Here is a 20706-nt window from a genome sequence, read left to right as displayed (position 1 = left end):
AGGCGCGCCCGGCACCTGCCGGGCGCGCCGGCGCGCGCTCAGTACCGCGGCAGCGCGTCCGTGAACGCAGGGTCCCGACGGCACATGTAGCCGCCGTCGTTCCGCGCACCGCGGCCCGACCGTACGAAACGCTCGTGGAGCTCCTCGACCCGCTCTGGGTCGACCTCGACGCCCAGCCCACGGCCCTGCTACGTTCAAGGAACTCGTCCAGGTCCGCCTTGTCCTGGGCCGCGTCACCCCGCTCGGTGCGGCAGTCAGACGCCGGCCACCTCGGTGGCCCGTCCCCGCCGGGCGGCGCTGAGGACACCTCATGCCCCGAGCCGCCACCGGCTACGGCCCCCTGCTGCGCACACCCGGCGCAGCCGCCTTCTATCTCACCGCCGCGTTCGGCCGCGTCGGCATCGCCATGACGGGCCTCGGCCTCGTCTGGCTGCTGCACGACCGCACCGGCTCCTATGCGACGGCGGGCCTCGCCGCCGCCGGGTTCGCCCTGGCCGAGGGCCTGGTCGGCCCGCACCTGGCACGCCTGGTCGACCGGTTCGGCCAGACCCGGATGCTGCCCCTCTACCTCCTCGGACACGGCGCGGCGGTAGCCAGCCTGCTCCTGTCGACGACGCCCGCCGCCACCGTCGTCGCGGCCACCTGCGCCGGCGCCGCGGTGCCACAGCTCGGCGCGCTGTCCGCCGCGCGCTGGGCGCACCTGCTGCGGGCCGAGCGGGCCGACGAGCTGCCCAGCGCCTTCTCCCTGGAGTCGCTGGCCAACGCGACAGCGTTCCTCGTCGGCCCGGTGCTGGTCACCGCGCTCGGCGCGGCAGGGCACCCGGCGCTGGCCACCGCCATCGCCGCCGCACTGATTCTCGGCGGGGGAGCGGCGCTGGCCCTCCAACGCGGTACCGCGCCGCCTCCAGCTCGTGGGAACGCCGAGGGGGAGTCGCGCGGACGGTCCGCCCTGCTGCGACCCGCGTTCCTTCTCCTCGCCCTGCTCAACCTCGCGATCGGGCTCTACTTCGGCACCATGGGCGTTGCGGTCACCGCGTTCGCCGTCGGCCAGGGCACCCCCGCCGTGGCGACGCCGATCATCGCCGCCGCGAGCCTCAGCGGACTGCTCACCGGCTGGCTCTACGGGCTGCGCAAACACCCCACCCCGGCACACCGCCAGCTCGTGCTCGCCACGATCTACCTGACGGCGACGGCAGCGCTGCTACCCCTCGCGCCGTCCGCGCTCTGGCTCGGGGTCGGCGTGGTGCTCACGGAGGCCGCGATCCCGCCCACCCTGGTGCTGCTGACCGTCCTGACCGAGCGGGCCGTCCGGCCCACGATGCTCACCCAGGCCTTCACCTGGAACAACTCCGCGAGCGCTGCGGGGTCGGCGCTCGCGGCGGCCCTGGCGGGACGGGCCGCTGACGCCTGGGGCCCGTCGGGAGCACTCGTGCAGGCGCCGGTGGCGGGACTGGTGCTGGTGGTGCTGTCCCTGGTTCTGGCGCGCCGCCTCCGGCCGCGGCAGTAACGAGGCATGTTCACCCGCACCCAGCCCGCGTGGTCCTCGTTCGTTCCCGGTACGGTCACGTAGACGTACCCGCTCTGGCTTGAGGTGGATTTGATGTCGGAGGTTCAACCGGACGATGTCGAGGCCGTCCGCGACCGGTACCTGAAGGCCGCGTTGTCGGGCGACTCCGACGCCATGTTCCGCCTCGCGGAGCTGGAGGAGTCGGCCGGTGACCTGCCAGCAGCTCGCCAATGGTTCGAGAGAGCGGCAGCCGACGGGAATCGCGACGCCGTGACCAGGCTCGGCCTCCTGCAGGAGCGTGTGAACGAGACCGACTACGTTCCCGGCTCGTATCACGGCAGCGCCATATTCAATGACCTCAACAACCCAAGAGCGTTCTCCGAACCGCGCGAGCAGTCAGGTCGGACCTCCAGTTCCGCGAGATCGGACGATTCATCCTCGGCCTTTGAGCCGACGGCCCGTCTCGATCCCGATAGTCAGGTGCCACGAGGGACTGGCCCGTCGGAAGTCGGTAGCGCCACCACCGACAGCGCCACCACGACGGACACGATTGGCATCGGTGGCGAGGTCGATCGGCTGGCCCGCGTGTTGTGTGCGCATGCGACGTCGCTCCCAGGCTGAGATCGCAAGGTTACGGGCGGCCAGAGACGCTGCCGCGCACGATCTGAAGTGGGCAGAGTGGTACGAGCAGGCGGCCGACAAGGGCGTGCGACGTTCTCTGTGGTCGATCGTTACCTCGGGGCGCCGAGGTCGGCCACGCCTCGGGTGGTTGCTCGTTGTGTTCGTCGCACTCCTCGTAGCGTGGCAGGGCGAACTGGTCTTCGCTTGGCTACCCGAAAGGGGCGCGGAGATCGCCCGGTGGGTCATGGCTGCGGGCCTCGGTGTCTTGGGCGCGATCAAGACGACTGAAGGCTGGCTGGCTGGGTACCGGACGTGGCAAGCGTCGGTGAAGAAGGAAGCCGCCACCGCTCTGAAGCAGAGGGTCGCCTCCTTGCGCCATGAGCGGGACGACGCGGAGCGCGCGTACCTGGAAGCAGACGCTACGGCGCGTCTGGCTGGTTTCCTCGATCAGCAACGAGACAGCGCGCAGTACGAGAGCTATCGCGGTGCGGTCGGCCTTGTGTATCGGAACCTCGAGGTGCTGGCAGAGAAGATCGCCGAGGACGTCCGACAGCGCGCACGGAACGGCGAAGAGCGGAGGTCGGCTGCCTCGATCGACCGCATCGTGCTGTACGTCGACGACCTGGACCGGTGCGCACCGGAACGGGTCGTCGAGGTGCTCCATGCGGTGAACCTGCTGCAGGTACTGCCACTGTTCGTGGCAGTGGTGGGCGTGGACGCGCAGTGGCTGCGCAGGTCCCTCGCATTTCATGACCGCGCAATGTTCGGTGACGGTTCGAGCGTGCTGGGCGCGCGGGTGGGCGATCCGCTCGACTACCTCGACAAGATCTTCCAGATTCCGTACTCGCTGCCACCCATGGGACGGAAGGGTGCCGCCAGACTGGTGCAGGCGCTCGTCGAAGGGACACCGGAGAACACGGCTGACGGCGTTACCGGGGGACGGGAGAACGCGGCGGAGAATGCTCCGTCGGACGACTCCGTCGAGCGAACCTCCGGTGCGTCGGACGAAGAAGACAACGAGCCCGACCTCGGTGGCAGGAGCATGCGTCTCGTCCCCAGCGAGGAGCGCCTCCTGGCCGCAGTATCCGCTGTCGTGCGCACTCCGCGGGGCGTGAAGAAGCTGGTCAACCTGTACCGGCTCGTCCGGGTGGGGCCGCAGGCGCTCGCCGATCCTGAGTTCGCCGACCCATGGCTCGGCGCGGGCCGCGCCGTCGCGCTGCTCCTGGCGGCCGTCGTCGGTATGCCGGCGGCCGCTACCAGGCTGCTGGCCGCCCTGTCCTCCGGTCAGGGCACGCTGCCGGAGGCTCTCGCCGCGGCCGAAGCCCGCCACCGCTCCGAGGACGAGCACGATCTCAAGGGGCCTGAGCGGTGTGGCCCGTGCGCCGACCTGGACCGGCTGGGCACGGAGATCGAGGCCCTGCTGAGGAGGAACGTGGTGCCGAGGCCTGCAGCCGACTACCGCCCCTGGCTGGGTGAGGTCGCGCGGTACTCGTTCCACTCCGCGCGGCTTCGTGATCTGCTCGCCGACGCGTCCTGAGTGTGATCGCGGTGTTTTGGGCGGCTCTCCTCACGGCCCTTCCTTGCGCTGCGGGCAAGTCCGGCCCGCCACCCATCAAGGCGGCGGGCCGGTTGCCTGCGAGAGCTCGGCAGAAAGGCCGGGTCAGCTCTGGGTCTTGCTCGAGGTCTTGCGCGGCCGCCGGGTCAGCAGGGGGTCGTGACCCCGCGGCCGGCTGACGGGGTGGATGGTGGCGAACGCCTCGTCCAGGACGTCCGGTGTCGTGCCCGCGCCGTCCTTCCGGGCCTGGAGCGCCGTCATGACCTGCTCGGCCGCCAGGCGCAGTGACACACCGGCGTCTCGTGCTGCGCCGACCAGGATCTCCGTGGCCTTGGTCTCGTCGACCCCCCGCACCGCCACGATGACACCCTTGACCTGCTCGATCGTGGCCTGGCTGACGAAGGCGCGGTTCACCACGGACTCCGACCGGCGGTCGAGCGCCTCCTTCTGGACCGGCGTGACGTCGACGACGTAACCGACCAGCTGTGGCGACCGGCTGCGGGCGCTCTGCGAGCCCTGACCGGTGACGACCACGGATCGGGTCCGGCCGCTCCGGTCCACGATCCGGTGCGCGCACGCGAAGGGCTTGCCGAGTCGAAGGGCCTCCCCGGCCGCCCGGACCACGCGGGCACGGTCGTCGGGGTGCTTGCGGGAACCCAGAGCCTCGAGGCCCGGCTCGACCTCGTTCCGCTTCCATCCGTGCATGGTGTAGATCTCGTCGGACCACCACCAGGTACCCGAGGCGAGGTCGACGCTGTACCGGCCGACCAGAAGATTGGTTCCCAGGCCGAGGGCGCGAGTCAGATCTGCCGCGGAAAAGCCCTGCGTGCTGGCTCCGGCGTCGTTCCCGGCCTCTTCGGCGAAGTCCGTCTCGAGCTGAGTGACGGTTGACATATGAACCTCCCAGATCCCCTGCGGATCTGGAGCCGCTTCATGACCCCGTGTCCCAGAGTATAGAGGGGTTCGGACGATTCGGACAGTCGAGGCCTCTAGGTTCCTACCGAAACCGCAGGTCAGGCCCCTGTTGAGGGCATGTTCTCCAGGGGTGCGAGCAGGGCGGACGTACCTTCCTCCCAGTGGCCGAGCGCGTACGCGCCGACGTCTCCCTCGATGGCAAGGCAGGCGGCGGCTCCGAGGAGGACGTCGTCGCGGATCGCGGGGTCCTGCTCGACGAGCCTGCCCGCGAGGTCACGCGCGGCGATCTGCTCGTGCACCGCGTCGGCCTCCACGTGCTCGTCGAAGTACCGCGTCGTGTCGGTGTCGTGCCCGAGGCGCCGGAAGCCGGTGCTGTACAGGCGGCTGGGGATGGACGACGTGATCTCGTACGCGGCGAGGTGGCCGACGATCGCGCCCCGGAGCCGCCGGTGCAGCGCGAAGAGCGACATGGTGTTCACCGAGACGAGCACCGGCGTCGGCACGACGTCGAGGTAGGCGCCGTAGGTGTCGTCGAGCCCGGCGCGGCGCATGGTGGCGGCGAAGAGCTCGGAGTGCAGGTAGCCCGGCCGGCCGCCGCCGTACTCGTCGGACTGGATCTCCACGAGCGCGGCCTTGGGCGCGCCGTACAGCCGAGGGATCGCCCAGGTGTGCGGGTCGGCCTCCATCAGCTGGTAGATCGACCGCAGGGCCAGGAACTCGAGGGCCTGCTCGGCGGTGGCGCGCCTGGCGAGGTACCGCGAGAGGCTGGGGCCGTCGTCGGCCTCCGCGAGCTCGAACAGTCGCTTGGCGACGCCTGCGGCGTCGGTCTCGTCGCAGACGGGCCGCCCGGCGCGCGCCCGGACCGCCGCCTCGAACGGCCGCTCGAGCGACTGGCGCACCGCGAGCAGCGCCGGCTCCCACTCCCACGCGTCGTCGACGCCGCCGACGCCGCGGTGGTGCAGCTCGTACATGACGGTGAGGGCGAGCTGCAGGTCCCCGTCGTGCAGGACGGCGAGCTCGTCGGCGGGGTCGGTGCGCTCGGCGTCCAGCAGCGCGTCGGCGGCCGCGGCGCGCAGCGGCTCCAGCTGGGCGTGGGCGTCGTCGGCGGGCGGTCCCGCGACGAGCGTGGCGATCAGCGCGGAGCTCACCGGGCCGCGCGGCCGCGGGAGGCGGAGGCGGCCGGCCGTGCGTGCGGCAGGCTGCGCAGGCGGCTCGGACGTGGCATGCGCCGCATGCCGGCCGGCGTCGTTCGTGTTCGTGTGGTCCCGCACGGGGGTAGAGGTCATGTCGAGGCTCCTCGTCGTGCACCGGCCGCGCCTCTCCTCGACGCCGCGCCCATAGTGCGCATGATGCTGCCGACTCGCGAGGTGTGCACCCGGACGGGCTTCGGGTTGCGAGTGCGACTCACCGTCCTACGTTGGGGCCGAGGTCAGGAAGAGGCCGCACCGGTCGAGCACGGACCCGCCGAGGCTCGTGCTCGCCTCGCCCGGACGCACTCCGGGCGAGGAGGACGACGACAGGAGTCCGACATGAGTGGAACGGACATTCCGTACGGTACAGGGGCTGGTTCGCAGCGAACCTGGGAGCCAGGTCGCGAGGAGAGCAGCACCGGCACGGAGCCGACCAGCACGGAGACGTCAGGCGTCAAGGAACGGGCCGGCGCGGCAGCGTCTCAGCTGGGTGAGGCGGGCCGCGAGACGGTTCGTGACGCGAAGGAGCGGGCGCGCGACGTCGCCCACGAGGCGGGCGACCGGACGCGTGGGCTGGTCGACCGCACCAGGAACGAGCTCGGCTCCCAGGTGGCGTCGCAGCAGCAGCACCTCGCGGGCGGGCTCCGCGCGCTGGGCGACGAGCTGAGCCAGATGTCCAGCGGGACCCAGGACCCGGGCTACGCGACGGACCTGGTGCAGCGCGCCGGGGAGGCCACCGGCCACGTCGCGCAGTGGTTCGAGGAGCGGGAGCCGGGCGACATCCTGCACGAGGTCGAGGACTTCGCCAGGCGCCGGCCGGGCATGTTCATCCTGATGGCGGCAGGCGCCGGCCTGCTCGTCGGGAGGTTCCTGCGCGGTGCGAAGGACGCGCCGAGCAGCGATGCGTCCAGCGGTGAGGCGCCCGGTGGCGCCGCGACCGGCAGTGCCGGTGCGGCGGCCGAGTACAACGTCGGCCAGTCGCCCGCCACGAACGTGAGCGAGCCGCCGCCGGCCTTCGCGTCGCCGGCCGCCGAGGGCGTCCACCCGCAGGCCACCCGTCCGCAGACCCTCGGGGGTGAGCGCGATGTCGAGTTCCCGTGACCCGTTCGCCGCGTCCAGCGTGGCACCGCAGGCCACCACCGGCCGGGACGACCGGAGCGTCGGCGAGCTGGTCGGCGAGGTCAGCCGTGACCTCTCGACGCTGATCCGGCAGGAGATCGAGCTCGCGAAGGCCGAGGCGACGCAGTCCGCCAAGCGTGCGGGGAAGGGCGCCGGGATGTTCGGCGGCGCGGGGGTGGCGGGCCACATGGTCCTGCTGTTCCTGTCGCTCGCCCTGTGGTGGGCGCTCGGCACCGTGATGGGCGGGGGCTGGTCCGGACTGATCGTCGCCGCCCTCTGGGCAGTGGTCGCCGCGGTGCTCGCCGCGCGCGGGCGCCGCGAGATCAAGGCGGTGGAGGGGCTGCCGCAGACCGCTGACTCGGTCAAGAAGATCCCCGACGCACTTCGAGGACACGAGGAGAGGAACTCATGAGCACCAGCGACCCCGACGAGATCCGGGAGAACATCGAGCGCACGCGCGCGGAGCTGAGCCATGACGTCGACACGCTCGGCGACCGGGTGACGCCCAGTCACGTCGTGGAGCGGCAGAAGGAGAAGGTGCGCGAGCGCGTGACCGACGTCAAGGAGCGGGTGATGGGCAAGGCGCACGACACCATGGACTCCGCGGGTGGCACGACGCACGACCTGGCGGACCGGGGGCGTGAGAAGGCGGCATCGGTCGCCGACTCGGCCCGGCACACCGCCTCGTCCGCCGCCGACTCCGTCCGGTCGGCGCCGCGTGCGGTGCGGGAGCGGACGCAGGGCAACCCGCTCGCCGTGGGCCTGGTGGCCTTCGGCGTCGGGCTCGTGGTCGCGTCGCTGCTTCCTACGACCCGCGCCGAGCAGCGCGCGGCAACTGCGGCGAAGGAGAAGGCGGCGCCGCTGGTCGACGACATCAAGTCGACGGCGAGCGAGGTCGTGCACGACCTCGAGGAGCCGGCGAGGGAGAGCATGGAGGCCGTCAGGGACGCCGCGAAGGATGCGGCGCAGGCGGTCGGCGAGCACGGACGGGAGGCCGTCTCCGACGTCCGCTCGCGGGCGACCGGCAACGGCTGACCCTGCTGACGGTCGGTGCCGGCCGGTGCTGCCGGTCGGCACCGGCCGGCCCTCGTCCTGGGAGATGACATGAGCGACACCAACGACGCGGTATCTCGGACCGACCCGGCAGAACGGACCGACACGGCGGAGCGAACCGCCGCTCCGGCGCCCGACGACCGGCGCAAGCCGGAGTCCCCGCCGTCGCTGCACGGCAGGACGTGGACGTACGTCCTGCGGAACAGCGTGCGGCAGTTCTCGCGTGACCAGTGCACGGACCTGGCCGCGGCGCTGACCTACTACGCGGTGCTCGCGGCGGCGCCGGCGCTGCTCGCGCTGGTCTCGGTGCTCGGTCTCGTGGGCAACGGGGGCCAGGCGGTCGAGCGCGTGATCGGCACGATGGACGGCGTGCTGCCGCCCGACGTGCTGTCCGTGGTCGAACCGCTCGTCCAGAACGCCGCCGGTGGTGGCGGCAAGGCCGGGTTCGCTCTGCTCCTCGGTGTGGTGCTGGCCCTGTGGTCCGCCTCCGGGTATGTCGGCGCCTTCGGGCGGGCGATGAACCGGATCTACGAGATCGACGAGGGCCGGCCGGTCTGGAAGCTCCGCCCCGTGATGCTGCTGGTCACCCTCGTGGCCGTCGTCATAGCGGCGCTGATCGTGGCGGCGGTGGCGCTCAGCGGGCCGGTCGCGCAGGCGGTCGGTGACGCCGTCGGCCTCGGTTCGACCGCCGTGACCGTCTGGAGCATCGCCAAGTGGCCGGTGGTGCTGTTGCTGGTCGTCGTGCTCGTGGCGATCCTCTACCACGTCACCCCGAACGTGCGGCAGCCCAGGATGCGCTGGCTCAGTGTCGGTGCGTTCGTCGCGATCCTCGTGTGGGTGCTCGCGTCCGCCGCGTTCGCGCTGTACGTGGCGACGTTCTCGAACTACGACGCCACGTACGGGTCGCTCGCCGGCATCATCGTGTTCCTCCTGTGGCTCTGGATCACCAACCTCGCGCTGCTGTTCGGCGCGGAGCTGGACGCCGAGCTCGAGCGGGGACGCGAGCTCCAGGGCGGCATCGCCGCCGAGGAGACGGTGCAGCTGCCGCCCAAGGACGCCCGCGCGAGCGAGAAGCGGGAGGCGAAGCATCTCAAGGAGGTCGAGCGCGGCCGGGAGCTGCGGCTCGCCGCCGAACGGGACGGGGCTGACAAGGAGGGCACTGACAAGAACGGCGCGAGCAGGAATCAGCGCACCGACGACCGCACCGACCACCCAGCCTGAGGGGGACCGCATGACGACGTTCGACGAGTCCCTGACAGTCCGCACGGAGGAGGCGACCGGCGGCGCCGCCCCGGAGGTCACGGTCACGGCCTGCCCTGACGGCCCGCTGCTGCTGCGCGGTCCGGCGACGATCCTCGGTCCGGACGGCGAGCCCGTGGAGCGCCGTCGGGCCACCGTGGCGCTGTGCCGCTGCGGCGGCACCGCCATCGCACCGTGGTGCGACGGGACGCACAAGGTGAACGGCTACCGCTCGACGGACTAGCGCTGGACCCGGAACGCCCGCTCGCGCGCGTAGGCGTGGAACCGCGCCAGGACGTCGATCTGCTGGTGCGCCTGGGCGATCAGCTCGTCGAGCTGCGCGGGGTCCAGGCCGATCTCGTCGGCGTGCTCGAGCAGCGTCTGCCAGCCACCGATCTTGGCGAGGACTCCCGCCCGCATCACCTCGGGCTCGAACACCATGGTCATCGGGGACTGCTCGACCATCCGGCCGTTCAGCTTGAGCCGGCCCGCCTTCTCGCCCGCCCACGCCGCGACCTGGCGGTACCGGCGGCGCGGCACCTCCAGCCGGTCCAGCAGGTCGCGGTAGAGCTCCCGCTCGCCGCGCAGCTGCTCGGTGACCTCGGCCAGCTCGGCGTGGAAGGGCGTGTCCCGGAAGGCGCGGGTCATACGCTCCAGGCGCCCCAGACCGGCCGTGGAGGCGGTGAAGTGCTCGGAGAGGTAGAGGCCGAACAGGTAGCGGTCCATCGTGTCCGGGATCCGCAGGTCGCCCCGGGTCCGTAGCGGCAGCACCGACGCCCCCGCCGGCCGAGGGCTCGCAGGGCGCAGGGGGGCCGAGCCCGCACCCTGCCCGGCCGCCATGCCGTCGAGCAGGTCCTCCACGGCCTGTGCCGCCGTGCGGCGTGGCGCCCAGCCCAGCTCGGCCCTGATCCGGGACGTGTCCAGCACCGGCACGGTCATCGCCATGTCGAGCCAGCCGGGGTCGGCGCGGACGATCCGGCCGTCGTAGGCGGCGGCCAGCGCCGCGCGGACGACGGCGGGCGGCACCTCGACCAGCCGCCCGTGGCCGACGATCCGTGCGAGGTCCGCGCCGCGCAGCACGTCGTCCGCCGCGACGTTGAACGCGCCGCGGGCCCGCTCGACGACGACGCGCCGGTAGGCATCGGCGATGTCGTCCGCGTGCACCGCCTGCAGGCGCAGGCCCGCGGGCAGCGGCAGTGCGGGCAGCCGGCCGTGCCGCAGCAGCTGCGTCGGCACGAGCGGGCCCAGGAAGTAGCGCACCACCGACTGGGCGGCGTCCGCCTGGAAGATCAGTGCGGGGCGCAGGCGTGCCACGGTGACCTCGGGGTGCTCGGCCTCCAGCTCGTCCAGCACCCGCTCCTGCGCCGCCTTGTCCACGCTGTAGTGCGACGTCGGTATGCCGCCGGTGGACCAGTCCTCGCTGCGCGGACCGTCGTCGTCTGCCGGGGAGTACGCACCCACCGACGACGCGACCACCAGGTGCGGTACGCCCGCCCTCGCGACGGCCTCGGCCACCCGGCGGGTGCCCTCCACGTTGGTGCGGCGCAGCAGGTCGCGCTCGCGGTTGGGCTGGACGAGCCACGCGAGGTGGACCACGGCGTCGGCGCCGCGGAAGTGCTCGGTGAGCTGGTCGACGACCGCCTCGGCGCCGTCCGCCGCGCTGTCCTCGGCCGAGAGGTCGACCGGCGCCCACTCGGCGTACCGGTACGGTTCGGCGTTCCGGTCGGGCAACCGCCGGGCCATGCCGAGCACGGACGTGACCCGCGGCTCGGCGTGCAGCGCCCGCAGCAGCGCGGTCCCGGCGTTCCCTGTGGCTCCCACGACGACTACACGCATGAGATCACCGTCACACCCGGCGGGGATACTCGCATCCGACGGCGCTGTGCGCCTCGCGTGTCGACGGGTGTTCGACCATGCTGACGGTATGCCCGACACCATCTCGCAACGGACGAACCGGTCAGAGGACGGCGACCTGACCGTCGTCGGGCACGTGTGGGCGCCGCCCGGCGCGGCCCGGGCCGTCGTGCTCGTGCACGGCGTGGGTTCCTCGTCGCGCGCCTACGCCAAGCTCGCCGGACATCTCGTGGAACAGGGCGAGGTGCACGCGGTGGACCTGCCGGGCTTCGGCGCCTCACCGCACCTGCGCCGGGACGTCACGGTCCGCGAGCACGCGAGCGCCGTCGCGCGGTACATCCGCCAGTACGTGCTCGACGCGGGTCTGCCCGCGCCGGTCGTCGTCGGCCACTCGATGGGTGCCCAGGTGGTGGGGCAGATGCTCGCGGACCACCCCGACGTCGCCACCGCGGGCGTCCTCGTGGGCCCGACGGCGGAGCCCGGCACACGCACCATCCCGCGGCAGGCGGTGCGTCTCGCGGTGGACGCCGTGGGCGAGCCGCCGCGCACCATCGGCGTGCTGATCGTCGACGCCCTGGTGCGGTGCAGCGTCCCGTACTACCTGGGGCAGCTGCGGCACGTCGTCGACTACCGGCTGGAGGACGTGCTGCCCCGCACCACCGTCCCGGTCGTCGTGGTGCGCGGGGCGCGCGACCCCGTCGCACCGGCGCACTGGGTGGAGATGCTCGCGGCGCGCGCCCCGTTCGGGGCGCACCGCACGGTGCGCGGCAGGCACCACGCCATGGACGCGGACCCCGCGGGTGTCGCCGAGACAGTGCTCGAGGCCTGGCTGGCGGCGGAACGGGGCATCGGGTGAGCGAACGACGGCGCTCGCCCGGCGGAGCGCTCGCCCGGCTCGCGGCGTGGGGTGCCGACTACGCATGGGCCACCGAGCGGCAGCTGCGTCACCTCGTCCGACCGCCACGCCTGCCTGGCACGGCGGCGGGATCGCGGGCGCCCGTCCTGCTCCTGCCCGGCATCTACGAGACGTGGGAGTTCCTTCAGCCCGTGGCCACGGCGCTCGCCCGCGTGGGCCACCCGATCCACACGGTCCCCGGCCTCGGGTACAACGCCCGGCCGGTCCCGGAGTCGGCCGACGTCGTGGTCGAGCACCTTGAGCGCACCGGGCTGAGCGGCGTCGTGCTCGTGGCGCACAGCAAGGGAGGCCTGATCGGCAAGCGCGTCCTGCTCTCCGGGGTGAGCGACCGGGTGCTCGGCATGGTCGCGATCGCCACACCGTTCACCGGCTCCCGCTGGGCGCGGTACATGCTCTCGCGGTCCCTGCGCTCGTTCGACCCCCGCGACCCGGTGCTGCTGGCGCTCGCCGGGGAGCTGCTCGTCAACGAGTGCATCACCGCCGTCTACCCGCGGTTCGACCCGCACATCCCCGAGACGGGTCGCCTGGAGGGCGCGCGGAACCTCGAGCTGCCGCTGTCGGGGCACTTCCGGCCGCTGGGACACCCCCTGCTCGTGAGGACCGTGGTGCGCGAGGTGGCGCGGGTGGAGTCCGAGCATGCGGTCCGGTGAGCCGGGCTCTGGCGTCCTGGCGCGGGTGAACCGGCGTGCGGTCCTGGCGCGCGATTCCGGTTCGCCGGGGCGCCCGTGGTCAACTGGGATGTGCTCACCGTCCGCCACAGCTCGCCGCGCCGGACCGACGTCGCCCTGACGCTCGGACCGCTGGGGCACGGGCCCGCGGACCCGACGTTCCACCGGGCGGCGGACGGCGCGGTCTGGCGGACGTCGCTCCTGGCTACGGGCCCGGTGACGCAGCGATTCGTGCCCGCGGGCCCGCACGAGGTGGTGGTGCAGCTCTGGGGTGACGGGGCGAGGGAGGCCGCCGAGACGCTCCCTACGCTGCTCGGCGAGGACGACGACGTCACGGGCTTCGAGCCGCCGACGCAGGTCCGCGACGCCCACCGCCGGGCGGCCGGGATGCGGATGGTGCGCAGCGGCCGGGTGCTGGAGGCCCTCGTGCCCGCCGTCCTGGAGCAGCGTGTGCAGACTGTGACGGCGCACCGGGCATGGAACTGGCTCGTGCGGCGGTACGGCACGCGGGCCCCCGGGCCGGCGCCCGAGGGGCTGCGGGGCGGGCTGCGGGTGGTCCCGGACGCGCAGACCTGGACGCGGGTGCCGGTGTGGGACTGGCATCGCGCCGGCGTCGACCCCGGACGTGCGCGCACGGTGATGCGGTGTGCCCTGGTGGCGCCGCGCCTCGAGGAGGCGTGTGCGATGGCGCCCGCCGAGGCTCGTGCACGGCTCGAGAAGGTGCAGGGCGTGGGGGTGTGGACCTCGGCGGAGGTGGCGCAGCGTGCGTTCGGCGACGCGGACGCCGTCTCCGTGGGCGACTTCCACCTGCCCGCGGCGGTCGGCTGGGCGCTGTCCGGCGAACGCACCGACGACGCCGGGATGCTGCGGCTGCTGGCGCCGTACGCCCCGCACCGGCACAGGGTGGTCCGGCTGCTCATGATCGACGGGCGGGCCAAGGCGCCGCGTCGCGGGCCGAAGCTGCCGATCGCGGACTACCGGGCGTTCTGAGCGGGAGCTGTCGGTGGGCAGCTGGGGATTGGCTGGGTCTCTGGGCTGGTCCTTTGCCCTGGTCCTTTGCGCTACGTCTTGTGGTGGGAGTCATGGGGCGCGTCTGCGCGTTCTACGCAGACGGCAGAAGAACGAGCCCGTGTCAGTGGCTGCACATAGAATCGAACAAAGGTCCGAATGGATGGCGGCTTGAGTTTACTCTTCTTGAGCAATGAGCCACAGGGGGTGGGCTGGAATGTTCGAAGGGCTGTTCAACGACCGCATGCCCGGGGCGTACCCGGATGCGGTGCCGCCGGTGAAGACGCCGAGCGACAGGCAGGAAGTGCCGCCTGCCATGCCGCCTGACGTCTCGGAGGACTTCGCACCGGAATGGCCTCCGGAGGTCGTGCCGGTCGCGTTCTGGCCGGAGGACGTCCTGCGCCGAGCCTTGCAGGACGCGCCCGGTGCGCGTCTGGCTCGGGTGGTCGCTGAGGCGGTCGACGTGGACGGGAACCTGGAGGTCGGTATGCCCGTCGCCGCGGACCCGGACCGGGACCCGAGCGTGGGTGTGGGTTTCAGTGTGCTGGCCGACCTGTCGGACGAGGCTCTGGCCGACGTGGTTGTCGCGTGTGGCCGGCTGCAGTCGTGGGTAGCGGGTGTGCAGGCCCGGGTCGTGGCGGAACGTGCTGCGCGGGAGTCGCACCCGCTGGCGCACAACTCGTTGGTCGGGCAGGTCACGGGTGAACTGGTGGTGACGGCACCGGAGGCGACCGAGGTGGTGGTGCGCGCTGAGTCCGGGAGCCAGCACCCGACGGTGATCGCTGCCCTGCTGAAGGGCAGGATCGACACCCGCAAGGCGCACACGCTGCTGCGTTCCGCGTCCCGGCTGACGGTCGCGGAGCGCGCCGAGGCGATCCGCCGGTTCCTGCCCCAGGCGCCGGCGCGGACGTGGAAGTGGTTGCAGGCCCGGATGCTCGCGTTCGCGAAGAACCTGCACGGCGCCTCCGTCACCGCTCAGGCCGAAGCGCAACGCCGCTCGGTGCAGGTGGACCGGGCGGAGAACGACATGGGCTGGTTGTCCGCGTACCTGCCGGCCGTGGATGCCGCAGCGGTGTGGGGCGTGGTGGACGACATGGCCCACCGGCTACGCCATGTCACGGGCGAGGAGCGCACACTGAGCCAGCTACGTGCCGACTCCTTGACCGGGATCGTCACCGGCCGGCTACTCCCCGCGGACCGGTACACAGACACCGGCTCGGACACCGGCTCGGACACCGACTCGGACACCGGCTCGGACACCGACTCGGACACCGACTCCGACACAGATCCTGGCACGGCGACTGGCACGGCGACTGGCACGGCGACTGCTGGAAACGCGGACGCGGACACTGGCATGCGAGTCGACGTGACGACCACCGGGAACACCGCGACCAACGAGAGCACGGCGACCACCGGAGCCACTGAAAGAGACCCGGAGCCCGTGTGCACGTGTGGCGGCCGCGCGCCGGTGCAGCAGGTTGTCCAGGAGGTTGTGGTGCAGGAGGTCGTGCGGCCGGTGCGGATCGTCCCGACCCGCCCCGTGCTCCGGGTCACGATCCCGGCCACCGCGCTGCTCGGCCTGGACAACGCGCCCGGCGAGCTCGCAGGATTCGGGCCGGTCCCCGCCGAGACCGCACGGATCATCGCGGCTGACGCGACCTGGCAACGCCTGCTGACCGACCCCGCCACCGGGATCCTGACCGACTACTCGACCACCGCCTACCAGCCCGGCAAGACCCTGCGCGGCGGAATCGAGGCCAGAGATGTCGCGTGCACATTCCCCTGCTGCGACATCCCGGCCGAGCGGTGCGATCTCGACCACATCCAACCCTTCGACCATGACCGCGAGAACACCAACAGCGTTAAGGGGAGCGCGACCGCCGGACCGGGGCAGACCAACGCCCTCAACCTGCACGCCCTGTGCCGCAAGCACCACCTGCTCAAGACCCACGCCGACTGGAACATCGTCCGCGACCCACACACCGGGATCACGACCTGGACCACACCCACCGGCCGCACCCACACCCGACCACCCACTGTCCTGGACACCCACATCGACCTCGACGAGATCGACCCCGACACCAGCCACGACCTGTCCCTCCAAGCCCTGACCGGACAACGTCTACCCCGCGCCTACACCACCACCGAACCCGGCACCGTACCCACCCAACCGGACCGGCCGACCAACCTGATCAACCAGGTCGAGCCGGCGAGTCCGACCGCCCCGACGTCTCAGGCCCACCCCGACGAGCCACCCTTCTGATCCGTAGATGCGTCCGGACTCGACCGGCTGGGTTGCGCAGCGGGTGGGGGCGGTGGATCAGCCACTCGATCCTGCAGCACCGACGCATGATCGCCCCTTTGGTCCCCGGCGTGGAACGCTCATCTCATCGGGCCAAGGCCCCGCAGCTCACCAGCACATCGACTGTCAGTGGTCCCGCGTAGCATCCGGATCATGGCCGATGGCGTGCTCGACTACTCCCGTCCTGGGCTCTTCACCACCCTCGATGCGGTGCAGCTCCGGCTGCTCGACGGCTTGCCCGACGATCCTGTCGGGATCTGCGCTGTCGCCCAGGGGCTCGTGATCCAGCCTCATGACGCCACCTCGGCAGGCCTCGGCGCGGACCGCATCGCGGAGAAGGACATCCGCACGGCGAGCGGCCTGGTCGCCGTGCTCGCGGCTCTCGACGACTCTCCGCTGCACCACGCCAGAAAGCCCGCAGAGCGGGTGGTCGGGACGTGCCGGCATTTCACGGTCCTCGCCTGTGCGTTCTTGCGGGCGCGGGGCATACCCGCTCGGGCACGCTGCGGCTTCGGCACGTACTTCGTCGAAGGGCGGGGCTTCGATCACTGGGTCACCGAGTACTGGGCGGCCGATGAGAACCGCTGGGTGCGCGTCGACACCGAGCATCTCGGCAAGGGCTATGTCGAGCACCCTGAGGATCTCGCCCCGGACGAATTCCTGACCGGCGGTGAGGCGTGGGCCCGGTTCCGGGGCGGTCTGGTCGACGCGCAGATGTTCGGCGTCGTGGGCACGGACCATGCCTGGGGGCCGGCCGAGATCAGCGGCAACGCCGTCCGCGATCTTGGTGCGCTGCGCAACCAGGAGATGCTGCCCTGGGACGAGTGGGGCCGCATGACCGACGCCTACGCCGGCAAGACCGGTCCCGACTACGACCAGCTCATCGACACGCTGGCCGAGACCTGCGCTCAGGGCGATGCGACGGCGATCGCCCAGCTGTCGCTCCATGAGGATCTCGCAGTTCCGGAACGTCTGTTGAGGTGAGGCAGGGGGTCCTCACGGTTCGGTCGTAGCCACTGGGGGTCGGACGGCTCAGGTCCGCGGCATACCGCGCGGGAGGCACACCGAACCGTCGTCGGAACGCGGCGATGAAGCTGCTCACCGTCGTGCAGTCGCGCGTGCACCCTCCAGTGCCGGAACGTGTAGGTTAGGTAAGCCTAATATGGCACGCTCCACCTGCTCTGACGGCCGAAAGATCTCATGAACCTCAAGCCTTCCCACCGTGCCCCCGCAGCTTCGACGGGGCCGACTGCCCGATGAGCCGCCGCACCGGCCGGGGCCGGACCTGGCTGCAGACGCCCGCCGAACCCGTGCGCACGCGCGACATCCGGGTCGACGAGCGCACCACGCCCCGCCGTCTCACCCTGCGCGTCATGACCGGCGCGCGCCGTTACACGGTGCCCGCCGCGGCGCTGAGCGTCACCCATCAGCTCGGCGAGGCGCTCGTCCCGGTGCTCATGGGGGTCGCCATCGAGCGGGCGGTCAGCACCGGCGACGTCGCGCAGCTCGTGCTGTGGGTCGCGCTGCTCGCCGCGGACTTCGCGCTGCTGTCGTTCTCCTGGCGGTTCGGCTCCCGCCTCGCCGAGCTCGGCACGCTGGTCGTGCAGCACCAGCTGCGCTCGATGGTGAGCGCGCACCTGCTCACCCGGGCGCCGTCGCGCGGCGCGTCGGCGTCACCCGGCGTCGCGCTCTCGCTGGCGACCTCCGACGTGAGCCGGCTCTCGTCCGCGGTGGCGATCGGCGTGTACCCGGTGGGGCAGCTCGCCGCGGTCGTCTTCGGCGGGACGGTGCTGCTCGTCATCTCGTGGCCGCTCGGCCTCGCCGTCCTGCTCGGCGCACCGGCGGTCCTGTGGCTCACCGACCGGACCGGCGGGTCGCTGCGCCGCCGCAGCGGCGACGAGCAGGAGGCCGCTGCCGCCGCCGCGGGCGAGGCCGCCGACCTCATGTCCGGCTACCGGGTGCTCAAGGGTGTCCACGCGGAGGCCGAGGCAGGGCGCCGCTACCGGCGCGCGAGCGGCGTGGCGCTCGGGAGCACCCTGCGGGCGCGCCGGGCCGAGGGGCTGTTCGTCGGCACGATGGACCTCACCACCGGGCTGTTCGTCACGGCGATCACGGTGGCCGCCGGCATCCTTGCCGTGCGGGGCGCCATCGGGATCGTCGAGCTGGTCACGGTCGTCGGGCTCACGCAGTTCCTCCTGGAGCCGCTGCAGTCGCTCGCCCGCAACGCGGGCACGCTGTGGGCGTCGGCCAACGCGTCGGCCGCACGGCTTCTCGATCTGCTGCGGGAGGAGCCCAGACCGGCGCAGCGGGACGACGTCGCTGCCCCGGCCGGTGCCGACCGCCAGGTTGCCGAGAGCCTGCTCGCTGAGCTCGCCCAGGACGTGCCCGGCGGGGAGCTCGTCGTCGTAGCCGCCGACGCGCGTACCGCCCGAGCCCTGCTCGACACGATCCGCGCCGCACGGCCCGACGCGCTCGTCGTGCCGCACGAGGCGCACCTGTTCGCCGGCACGGTGCGCGAGAACGTCGCGCTCCCCGGAGCCGACGTCGCCCGGGTCACCGCCGCGCTCGACGCCGCGGGATGCGGGGAGCTCGCCGAGATCCTGCCGGACGGCTGGGACACCCCGGTGGGCGAGGGCGGCGCATCCCTCTCCGGCGGACAACGCCAGCGGGTGGCGCTCGCCCGCGCGCTCGCCGCGGACGCCCCGCTGCTCGTCCTGCACGATCCGACGACCGCCGTCGACGCCGTCACCGAGGCCGCCATCGCCGACGGGCTGCGCCGCGTGCGCGGGGGCCGGCGGACCGTGATCTTCACGCGGTCCCCGGCGTTGCTGCAGGTCGCCGACCGGGTGGTGGAGCCCGTAGAGCCCAGAGAGCACGCAGCAGCGGGGGAGCACCGATGAGTACCGACCACAGCCTGCCCATCGCCGACGGGCGCACGGTGCTGCGCGAGATGTGGCGCGCCCTGGACCGCCGCGGCTGGCGCATGGCCGGACTGGTGGTCGTCTTCCTCGCCACTGCGGCGGCCGGGGTCCTGCCGTCGCTCGCGATCGGCGAGTTGGTCGACGCCGTCACCGCCGGCGGGGAGGCGCGTACCGTCTGGGTCGCCGGCGCGATCATGGCCGGCTCCGTGGTGGCCGGCGCGGTGCTCGCCGCCGTCGGCATGATCGGGGCGTCCCGCCTGCTCGAGGGGATGCTCGCCCGCATGCGCGAGGACATGGTCACGGCCGCGCTGAGGCTGCCCCAGTCGCAGGTCGAGCGCGCCGGGACGGGCGACCTCATCTCCCGTGCGGGGGACGACGTCGCCGAGGTCGCCGAGGCGATCCCCGCCGTCGTACCCGCGCTCACCGGATCGTTCTTCACGATCGTCGTCACGTTCGGCGGGATGGCGGTGATCGACCCGCGCTACGCGCTGGCGCTGCTGGTCATCCTGCCCGTGCACGCGTTCGCGGTGCGCCGGTACCTGCGCGGGGCCCCGCGGCTGTACGCGGGCGAGCGCGCCGCCATGGCGCACCGCGCGCAGCACCTGCTCGACTCGCTCCGCGGGATCGAGACGGTGCGCGCCTTCGACCTGTCCGGCCGGCACCTGGTGCGGATCCGTGCGGCGTCCTGGGCGGTGGTGCGGTGGACCATGCACGCCCGCGCCGTGCAGAACGCGTTCTCAGGGCGGATCAACGCCGCAGAGCTCGCGGGCATGACCGCGCTCCTCGTCGTGGGGTTCTTCGTCGTGCGGGACGGTGGGGGCACCATCGGCGGCACGACGGCGGCGATGCTGCTGTTCCTGCGCCTGTTCAACCCCATCGGCCAGCTGCTGTTCGTGATCGACGACATGCAGTCGGCACTGGCGTCGCTCGCGCGGATCACCGGTGTCGTCGGGGCCGGGCGCGGGACCGCGGGCGAGGACTCGGGCGAGGACGGCGCCCGGTCGTGGCGTCGCGCATCGGACGACGCCGGGATCGGCCTGCGCGGCGTCGGTCACTCGTACTCGGCCGACCACCCGGTCCTCGTCGACGTCGACCTCCAGGTCGCGCCGGGCGAGACGGTCGCCGTCGTCGGCGCCTCGGGTGCGGGCAAGAGCACGCTCGCGGCGCTCGCGGCGGGAGTGCACGATGCGACGTCGGGCATCGTCGAGACCCCGGACGGCGTAGTGCTCGTCACGCAGGAGGTGCACGTGTTCGACGCCAGCCTGCGCGACAACCTCACGCTCGCGCGGGCGGACGCCGACGACGCGGCGCTGCGGCAAGCCCTCGGCGTCGTGGGCGCGCAGCCGCTCGTGGACCGGCTCCCGGACGGACTCGACACCCGCCTCGACGGTTCGGTGCTCACTCCGGCCGAGGCGCAGCAGCTCGCCCTTGCCCGGGTGCTGCTGGCCGATCCTGGCGTCGTGGTCCTCGACGAGGCCACTGCCGAGGCGGGCTCGAGCGACGCCGGCCGCCTCGAGCGTGCTGCCCAGGCGGTGATCGACGGGCGTACTGCCCTCGTCGTCGCGCACCGGCTGAGCCAGGCCGCCGCGGCGGACCGGGTGGTCGTGATGGAGCGCGGCCGCATCGCGGAGGAGGGCACGCACGCGGAGCTCCTGGCCTCGGGCGGCAGCTACGCCCGGCTGTGGGAGGCCTGGCGCCGGCACCGCGACTGACGCGGAGCGGGTGAGCAGGTGCTGAGTTCGGTCCTTTGCTGGCCCGGCTGCGCGACTTCGGTCCGTTGCTCTGAGATCGGTCAATCAACCGACCGATCTCAGAGCAACCGACCCATGTCAACACCC

At 72.5% G+C, this 20706-nt stretch carries 18 protein-coding genes; 15 read left to right on the top strand and 3 right to left on the bottom strand.

What is annotated here, in order from left to right; translation table 11 throughout:
• Positions 1-310 precede the first annotated feature (310 nt).
• The 3 genes from AB0I32_RS03055 to AB0I32_RS03045 all read left to right on the top strand — a co-directional run bounded on the left by AB0I32_RS03055 (position 311) and on the right by AB0I32_RS03045 (position 3665).
• Positions 311-1507, top strand: a complete 1197-nt coding sequence (locus AB0I32_RS03055) for an MFS transporter (protein WP_357502743.1) — start codon at positions 311-313, stop codon at positions 1505-1507.
• Between the two features lie 93 nt (positions 1508-1600).
• Positions 1601-2128, top strand: coding sequence for a hypothetical protein (locus tag AB0I32_RS03050; RefSeq protein ID WP_357502741.1), 528 nt, complete (start codon positions 1601-1603; stop codon positions 2126-2128).
• Positions 2129-2285: 157 nt separating this feature from the next.
• Positions 2286-3665: a P-loop NTPase fold protein gene (locus AB0I32_RS03045; protein WP_357502739.1), complete on the top strand. Its 1380-nt coding sequence runs from the start codon at positions 2286-2288 to the stop codon at positions 3663-3665.
• Positions 3666-3788: 123 nt separating this feature from the next.
• Here the strand turns inward: AB0I32_RS03045 and AB0I32_RS03040 are convergent, their stop codons facing one another.
• Both AB0I32_RS03040 and AB0I32_RS03035 read right to left on the bottom strand, forming a co-directional pair.
• Positions 3789-4577 (bottom strand): PAS and ANTAR domain-containing protein, encoded by a 789-nt coding sequence (locus tag AB0I32_RS03040; RefSeq protein WP_357502737.1) that lies wholly within the window; start codon positions 4575-4577, stop codon positions 3789-3791.
• A 119-nt stretch (positions 4578-4696) separates the two neighbouring features.
• The gene (locus AB0I32_RS03035; protein ID WP_357502735.1) at positions 4697-5884 is read right to left on the bottom strand and encodes an iron-containing redox enzyme family protein; all 1188 of its coding nucleotides are present in this window, start codon (positions 5882-5884) and stop codon (positions 4697-4699) included.
• A gap of 243 nt (positions 5885-6127) precedes the next feature.
• Between AB0I32_RS03035 and AB0I32_RS03030 the strand changes: the two genes are divergently transcribed.
• From AB0I32_RS03030 to AB0I32_RS03010, 5 genes are all read left to right on the top strand, one after another.
• Positions 6128-6889 carry a hypothetical protein gene (locus AB0I32_RS03030; protein WP_357502733.1) on the top strand — a complete coding sequence of 254 codons (762 nt, stop codon included), beginning with the start codon at positions 6128-6130 and terminating at the stop codon, positions 6887-6889.
• Entirely contained in the window at positions 6873-7319 is a 447-nt protein-coding gene (locus AB0I32_RS03025) for a phage holin family protein (protein WP_357502732.1), read from the top strand. The genes AB0I32_RS03030 and AB0I32_RS03025 overlap by 17 nt, the downstream gene beginning before the upstream one ends.
• Positions 7316-7942, top strand: coding sequence for a DUF3618 domain-containing protein (locus AB0I32_RS03020; protein ID WP_357502730.1), 627 nt, complete (start codon positions 7316-7318; stop codon positions 7940-7942). The genes AB0I32_RS03025 and AB0I32_RS03020 overlap by 4 nt, the downstream gene beginning before the upstream one ends.
• Before the next feature lie 69 nt (positions 7943-8011).
• A complete protein-coding gene (locus AB0I32_RS03015; protein ID WP_357502728.1) occupies positions 8012-9181 on the top strand; it encodes a YihY/virulence factor BrkB family protein in 1170 nt (389 codons plus the stop codon).
• Between the two features lie 10 nt (positions 9182-9191).
• Entirely contained in the window at positions 9192-9443 is a 252-nt protein-coding gene (locus AB0I32_RS03010; RefSeq protein WP_357502726.1) for a CDGSH iron-sulfur domain-containing protein, read from the top strand.
• Here the strand turns inward: AB0I32_RS03010 and AB0I32_RS03005 are convergent.
• Entirely contained in the window at positions 9440-11035 is a 1596-nt protein-coding gene (locus AB0I32_RS03005; protein WP_357502724.1) for an NAD-dependent epimerase/dehydratase family protein, read from the bottom strand. The two genes, AB0I32_RS03010 and AB0I32_RS03005, sit on opposite strands and share 4 nt — an antisense overlap.
• Before the next feature lie 88 nt (positions 11036-11123).
• On the opposite strand from AB0I32_RS03005, the gene AB0I32_RS03000 reads away from it, so the two are divergent.
• The 7 genes from AB0I32_RS03000 (at position 11124) to AB0I32_RS02970 (ending at position 20580) form a co-directional block, all read left to right on the top strand.
• Complete coding sequence (locus AB0I32_RS03000) at positions 11124-11909, top strand: alpha/beta hydrolase (RefSeq protein ID WP_357502722.1); 786 nt, start codon at positions 11124-11126, stop codon at positions 11907-11909.
• A complete protein-coding gene (locus tag AB0I32_RS02995) occupies positions 11906-12619 on the top strand; it encodes an alpha/beta fold hydrolase (RefSeq protein ID WP_357502720.1) in 714 nt (237 codons plus the stop codon). Before AB0I32_RS03000 ends, AB0I32_RS02995 begins: the two co-directional genes overlap by 4 nt.
• A gap of 75 nt (positions 12620-12694) precedes the next feature.
• Positions 12695-13627 (top strand): DNA-3-methyladenine glycosylase 2 family protein, encoded by a 933-nt coding sequence (locus tag AB0I32_RS02990; RefSeq protein ID WP_357502718.1) that lies wholly within the window; start codon positions 12695-12697, stop codon positions 13625-13627.
• A gap of 235 nt (positions 13628-13862) precedes the next feature.
• Positions 13863-15908 (top strand): HNH endonuclease, encoded by a 2046-nt coding sequence (locus AB0I32_RS02985; protein ID WP_357502716.1) that lies wholly within the window; start codon positions 13863-13865, stop codon positions 15906-15908.
• Between the two features lie 192 nt (positions 15909-16100).
• On the top strand, positions 16101-16931 hold the full coding sequence (locus AB0I32_RS02980; protein WP_357502714.1) for a transglutaminase-like domain-containing protein: 831 nt from the start codon (positions 16101-16103) through the stop codon (positions 16929-16931).
• Positions 16932-17203: 272 nt separating this feature from the next.
• A complete protein-coding gene (locus AB0I32_RS02975; RefSeq protein WP_357502712.1) occupies positions 17204-18847 on the top strand; it encodes an ABC transporter ATP-binding protein in 1644 nt (547 codons plus the stop codon).
• Positions 18844-20580, top strand: coding sequence for an ABC transporter ATP-binding protein (locus AB0I32_RS02970; RefSeq protein WP_357502710.1), 1737 nt, complete (start codon positions 18844-18846; stop codon positions 20578-20580). Before AB0I32_RS02975 ends, AB0I32_RS02970 begins: the two co-directional genes overlap by 4 nt.
• Positions 20581-20706: the final 126 nt, after the last annotated feature.

The organism is Promicromonospora sp. NPDC050249 (assembly GCF_040656015.1).
In the GTDB taxonomy this organism is placed as follows: domain Bacteria; phylum Actinomycetota; class Actinomycetes; order Actinomycetales; family Cellulomonadaceae; genus Promicromonospora.
This window is presented reverse-complemented; position numbering and strand designations above follow the sequence as displayed.

Excerpts from the sequence above, each read along its gene's own strand:
- AB0I32_RS03055 (WP_357502743.1), top strand. The coding sequence starts at position 311 with ATGCCCCGAGCCGCCACCGGCTACGGCCCCCTGCTGCGCACACCCGGC.
- AB0I32_RS03050 (WP_357502741.1), top strand. The coding sequence starts at position 1,601 with ATGTCGGAGGTTCAACCGGACGATGTCGAGGCCGTCCGCGACCGGTAC.
- AB0I32_RS03040 (WP_357502737.1), bottom strand. The coding sequence starts at position 4,577 with ATGTCAACCGTCACTCAGCTCGAGACGGACTTCGCCGAAGAGGCCGGG.
- AB0I32_RS03035 (WP_357502735.1), bottom strand. The coding sequence starts at position 5,884 with ATGACCTCTACCCCCGTGCGGGACCACACGAACACGAACGACGCCGGC.
- AB0I32_RS03030 (WP_357502733.1), top strand. The coding sequence starts at position 6,128 with ATGAGTGGAACGGACATTCCGTACGGTACAGGGGCTGGTTCGCAGCGA.
- AB0I32_RS03025 (WP_357502732.1), top strand. The coding sequence starts at position 6,873 with ATGTCGAGTTCCCGTGACCCGTTCGCCGCGTCCAGCGTGGCACCGCAG.
- AB0I32_RS03020 (WP_357502730.1), top strand. The coding sequence starts at position 7,316 with ATGAGCACCAGCGACCCCGACGAGATCCGGGAGAACATCGAGCGCACG.
- AB0I32_RS03015 (WP_357502728.1), top strand. The coding sequence starts at position 8,012 with ATGAGCGACACCAACGACGCGGTATCTCGGACCGACCCGGCAGAACGG.
- AB0I32_RS03010 (WP_357502726.1), top strand. The coding sequence starts at position 9,192 with ATGACGACGTTCGACGAGTCCCTGACAGTCCGCACGGAGGAGGCGACC.
- AB0I32_RS03005 (WP_357502724.1), bottom strand. The coding sequence starts at position 11,035 with ATGCGTGTAGTCGTCGTGGGAGCCACAGGGAACGCCGGGACCGCGCTG.
- AB0I32_RS03000 (WP_357502722.1), top strand. The coding sequence starts at position 11,124 with ATGCCCGACACCATCTCGCAACGGACGAACCGGTCAGAGGACGGCGAC.
- AB0I32_RS02985 (WP_357502716.1), top strand. The coding sequence starts at position 13,863 with ATGTTCGAAGGGCTGTTCAACGACCGCATGCCCGGGGCGTACCCGGAT.
- AB0I32_RS02980 (WP_357502714.1), top strand. The coding sequence starts at position 16,101 with ATGGCCGATGGCGTGCTCGACTACTCCCGTCCTGGGCTCTTCACCACC.
- AB0I32_RS02975 (WP_357502712.1), top strand. The coding sequence starts at position 17,204 with ATGAGCCGCCGCACCGGCCGGGGCCGGACCTGGCTGCAGACGCCCGCC.
- AB0I32_RS02970 (WP_357502710.1), top strand. The coding sequence starts at position 18,844 with ATGAGTACCGACCACAGCCTGCCCATCGCCGACGGGCGCACGGTGCTG.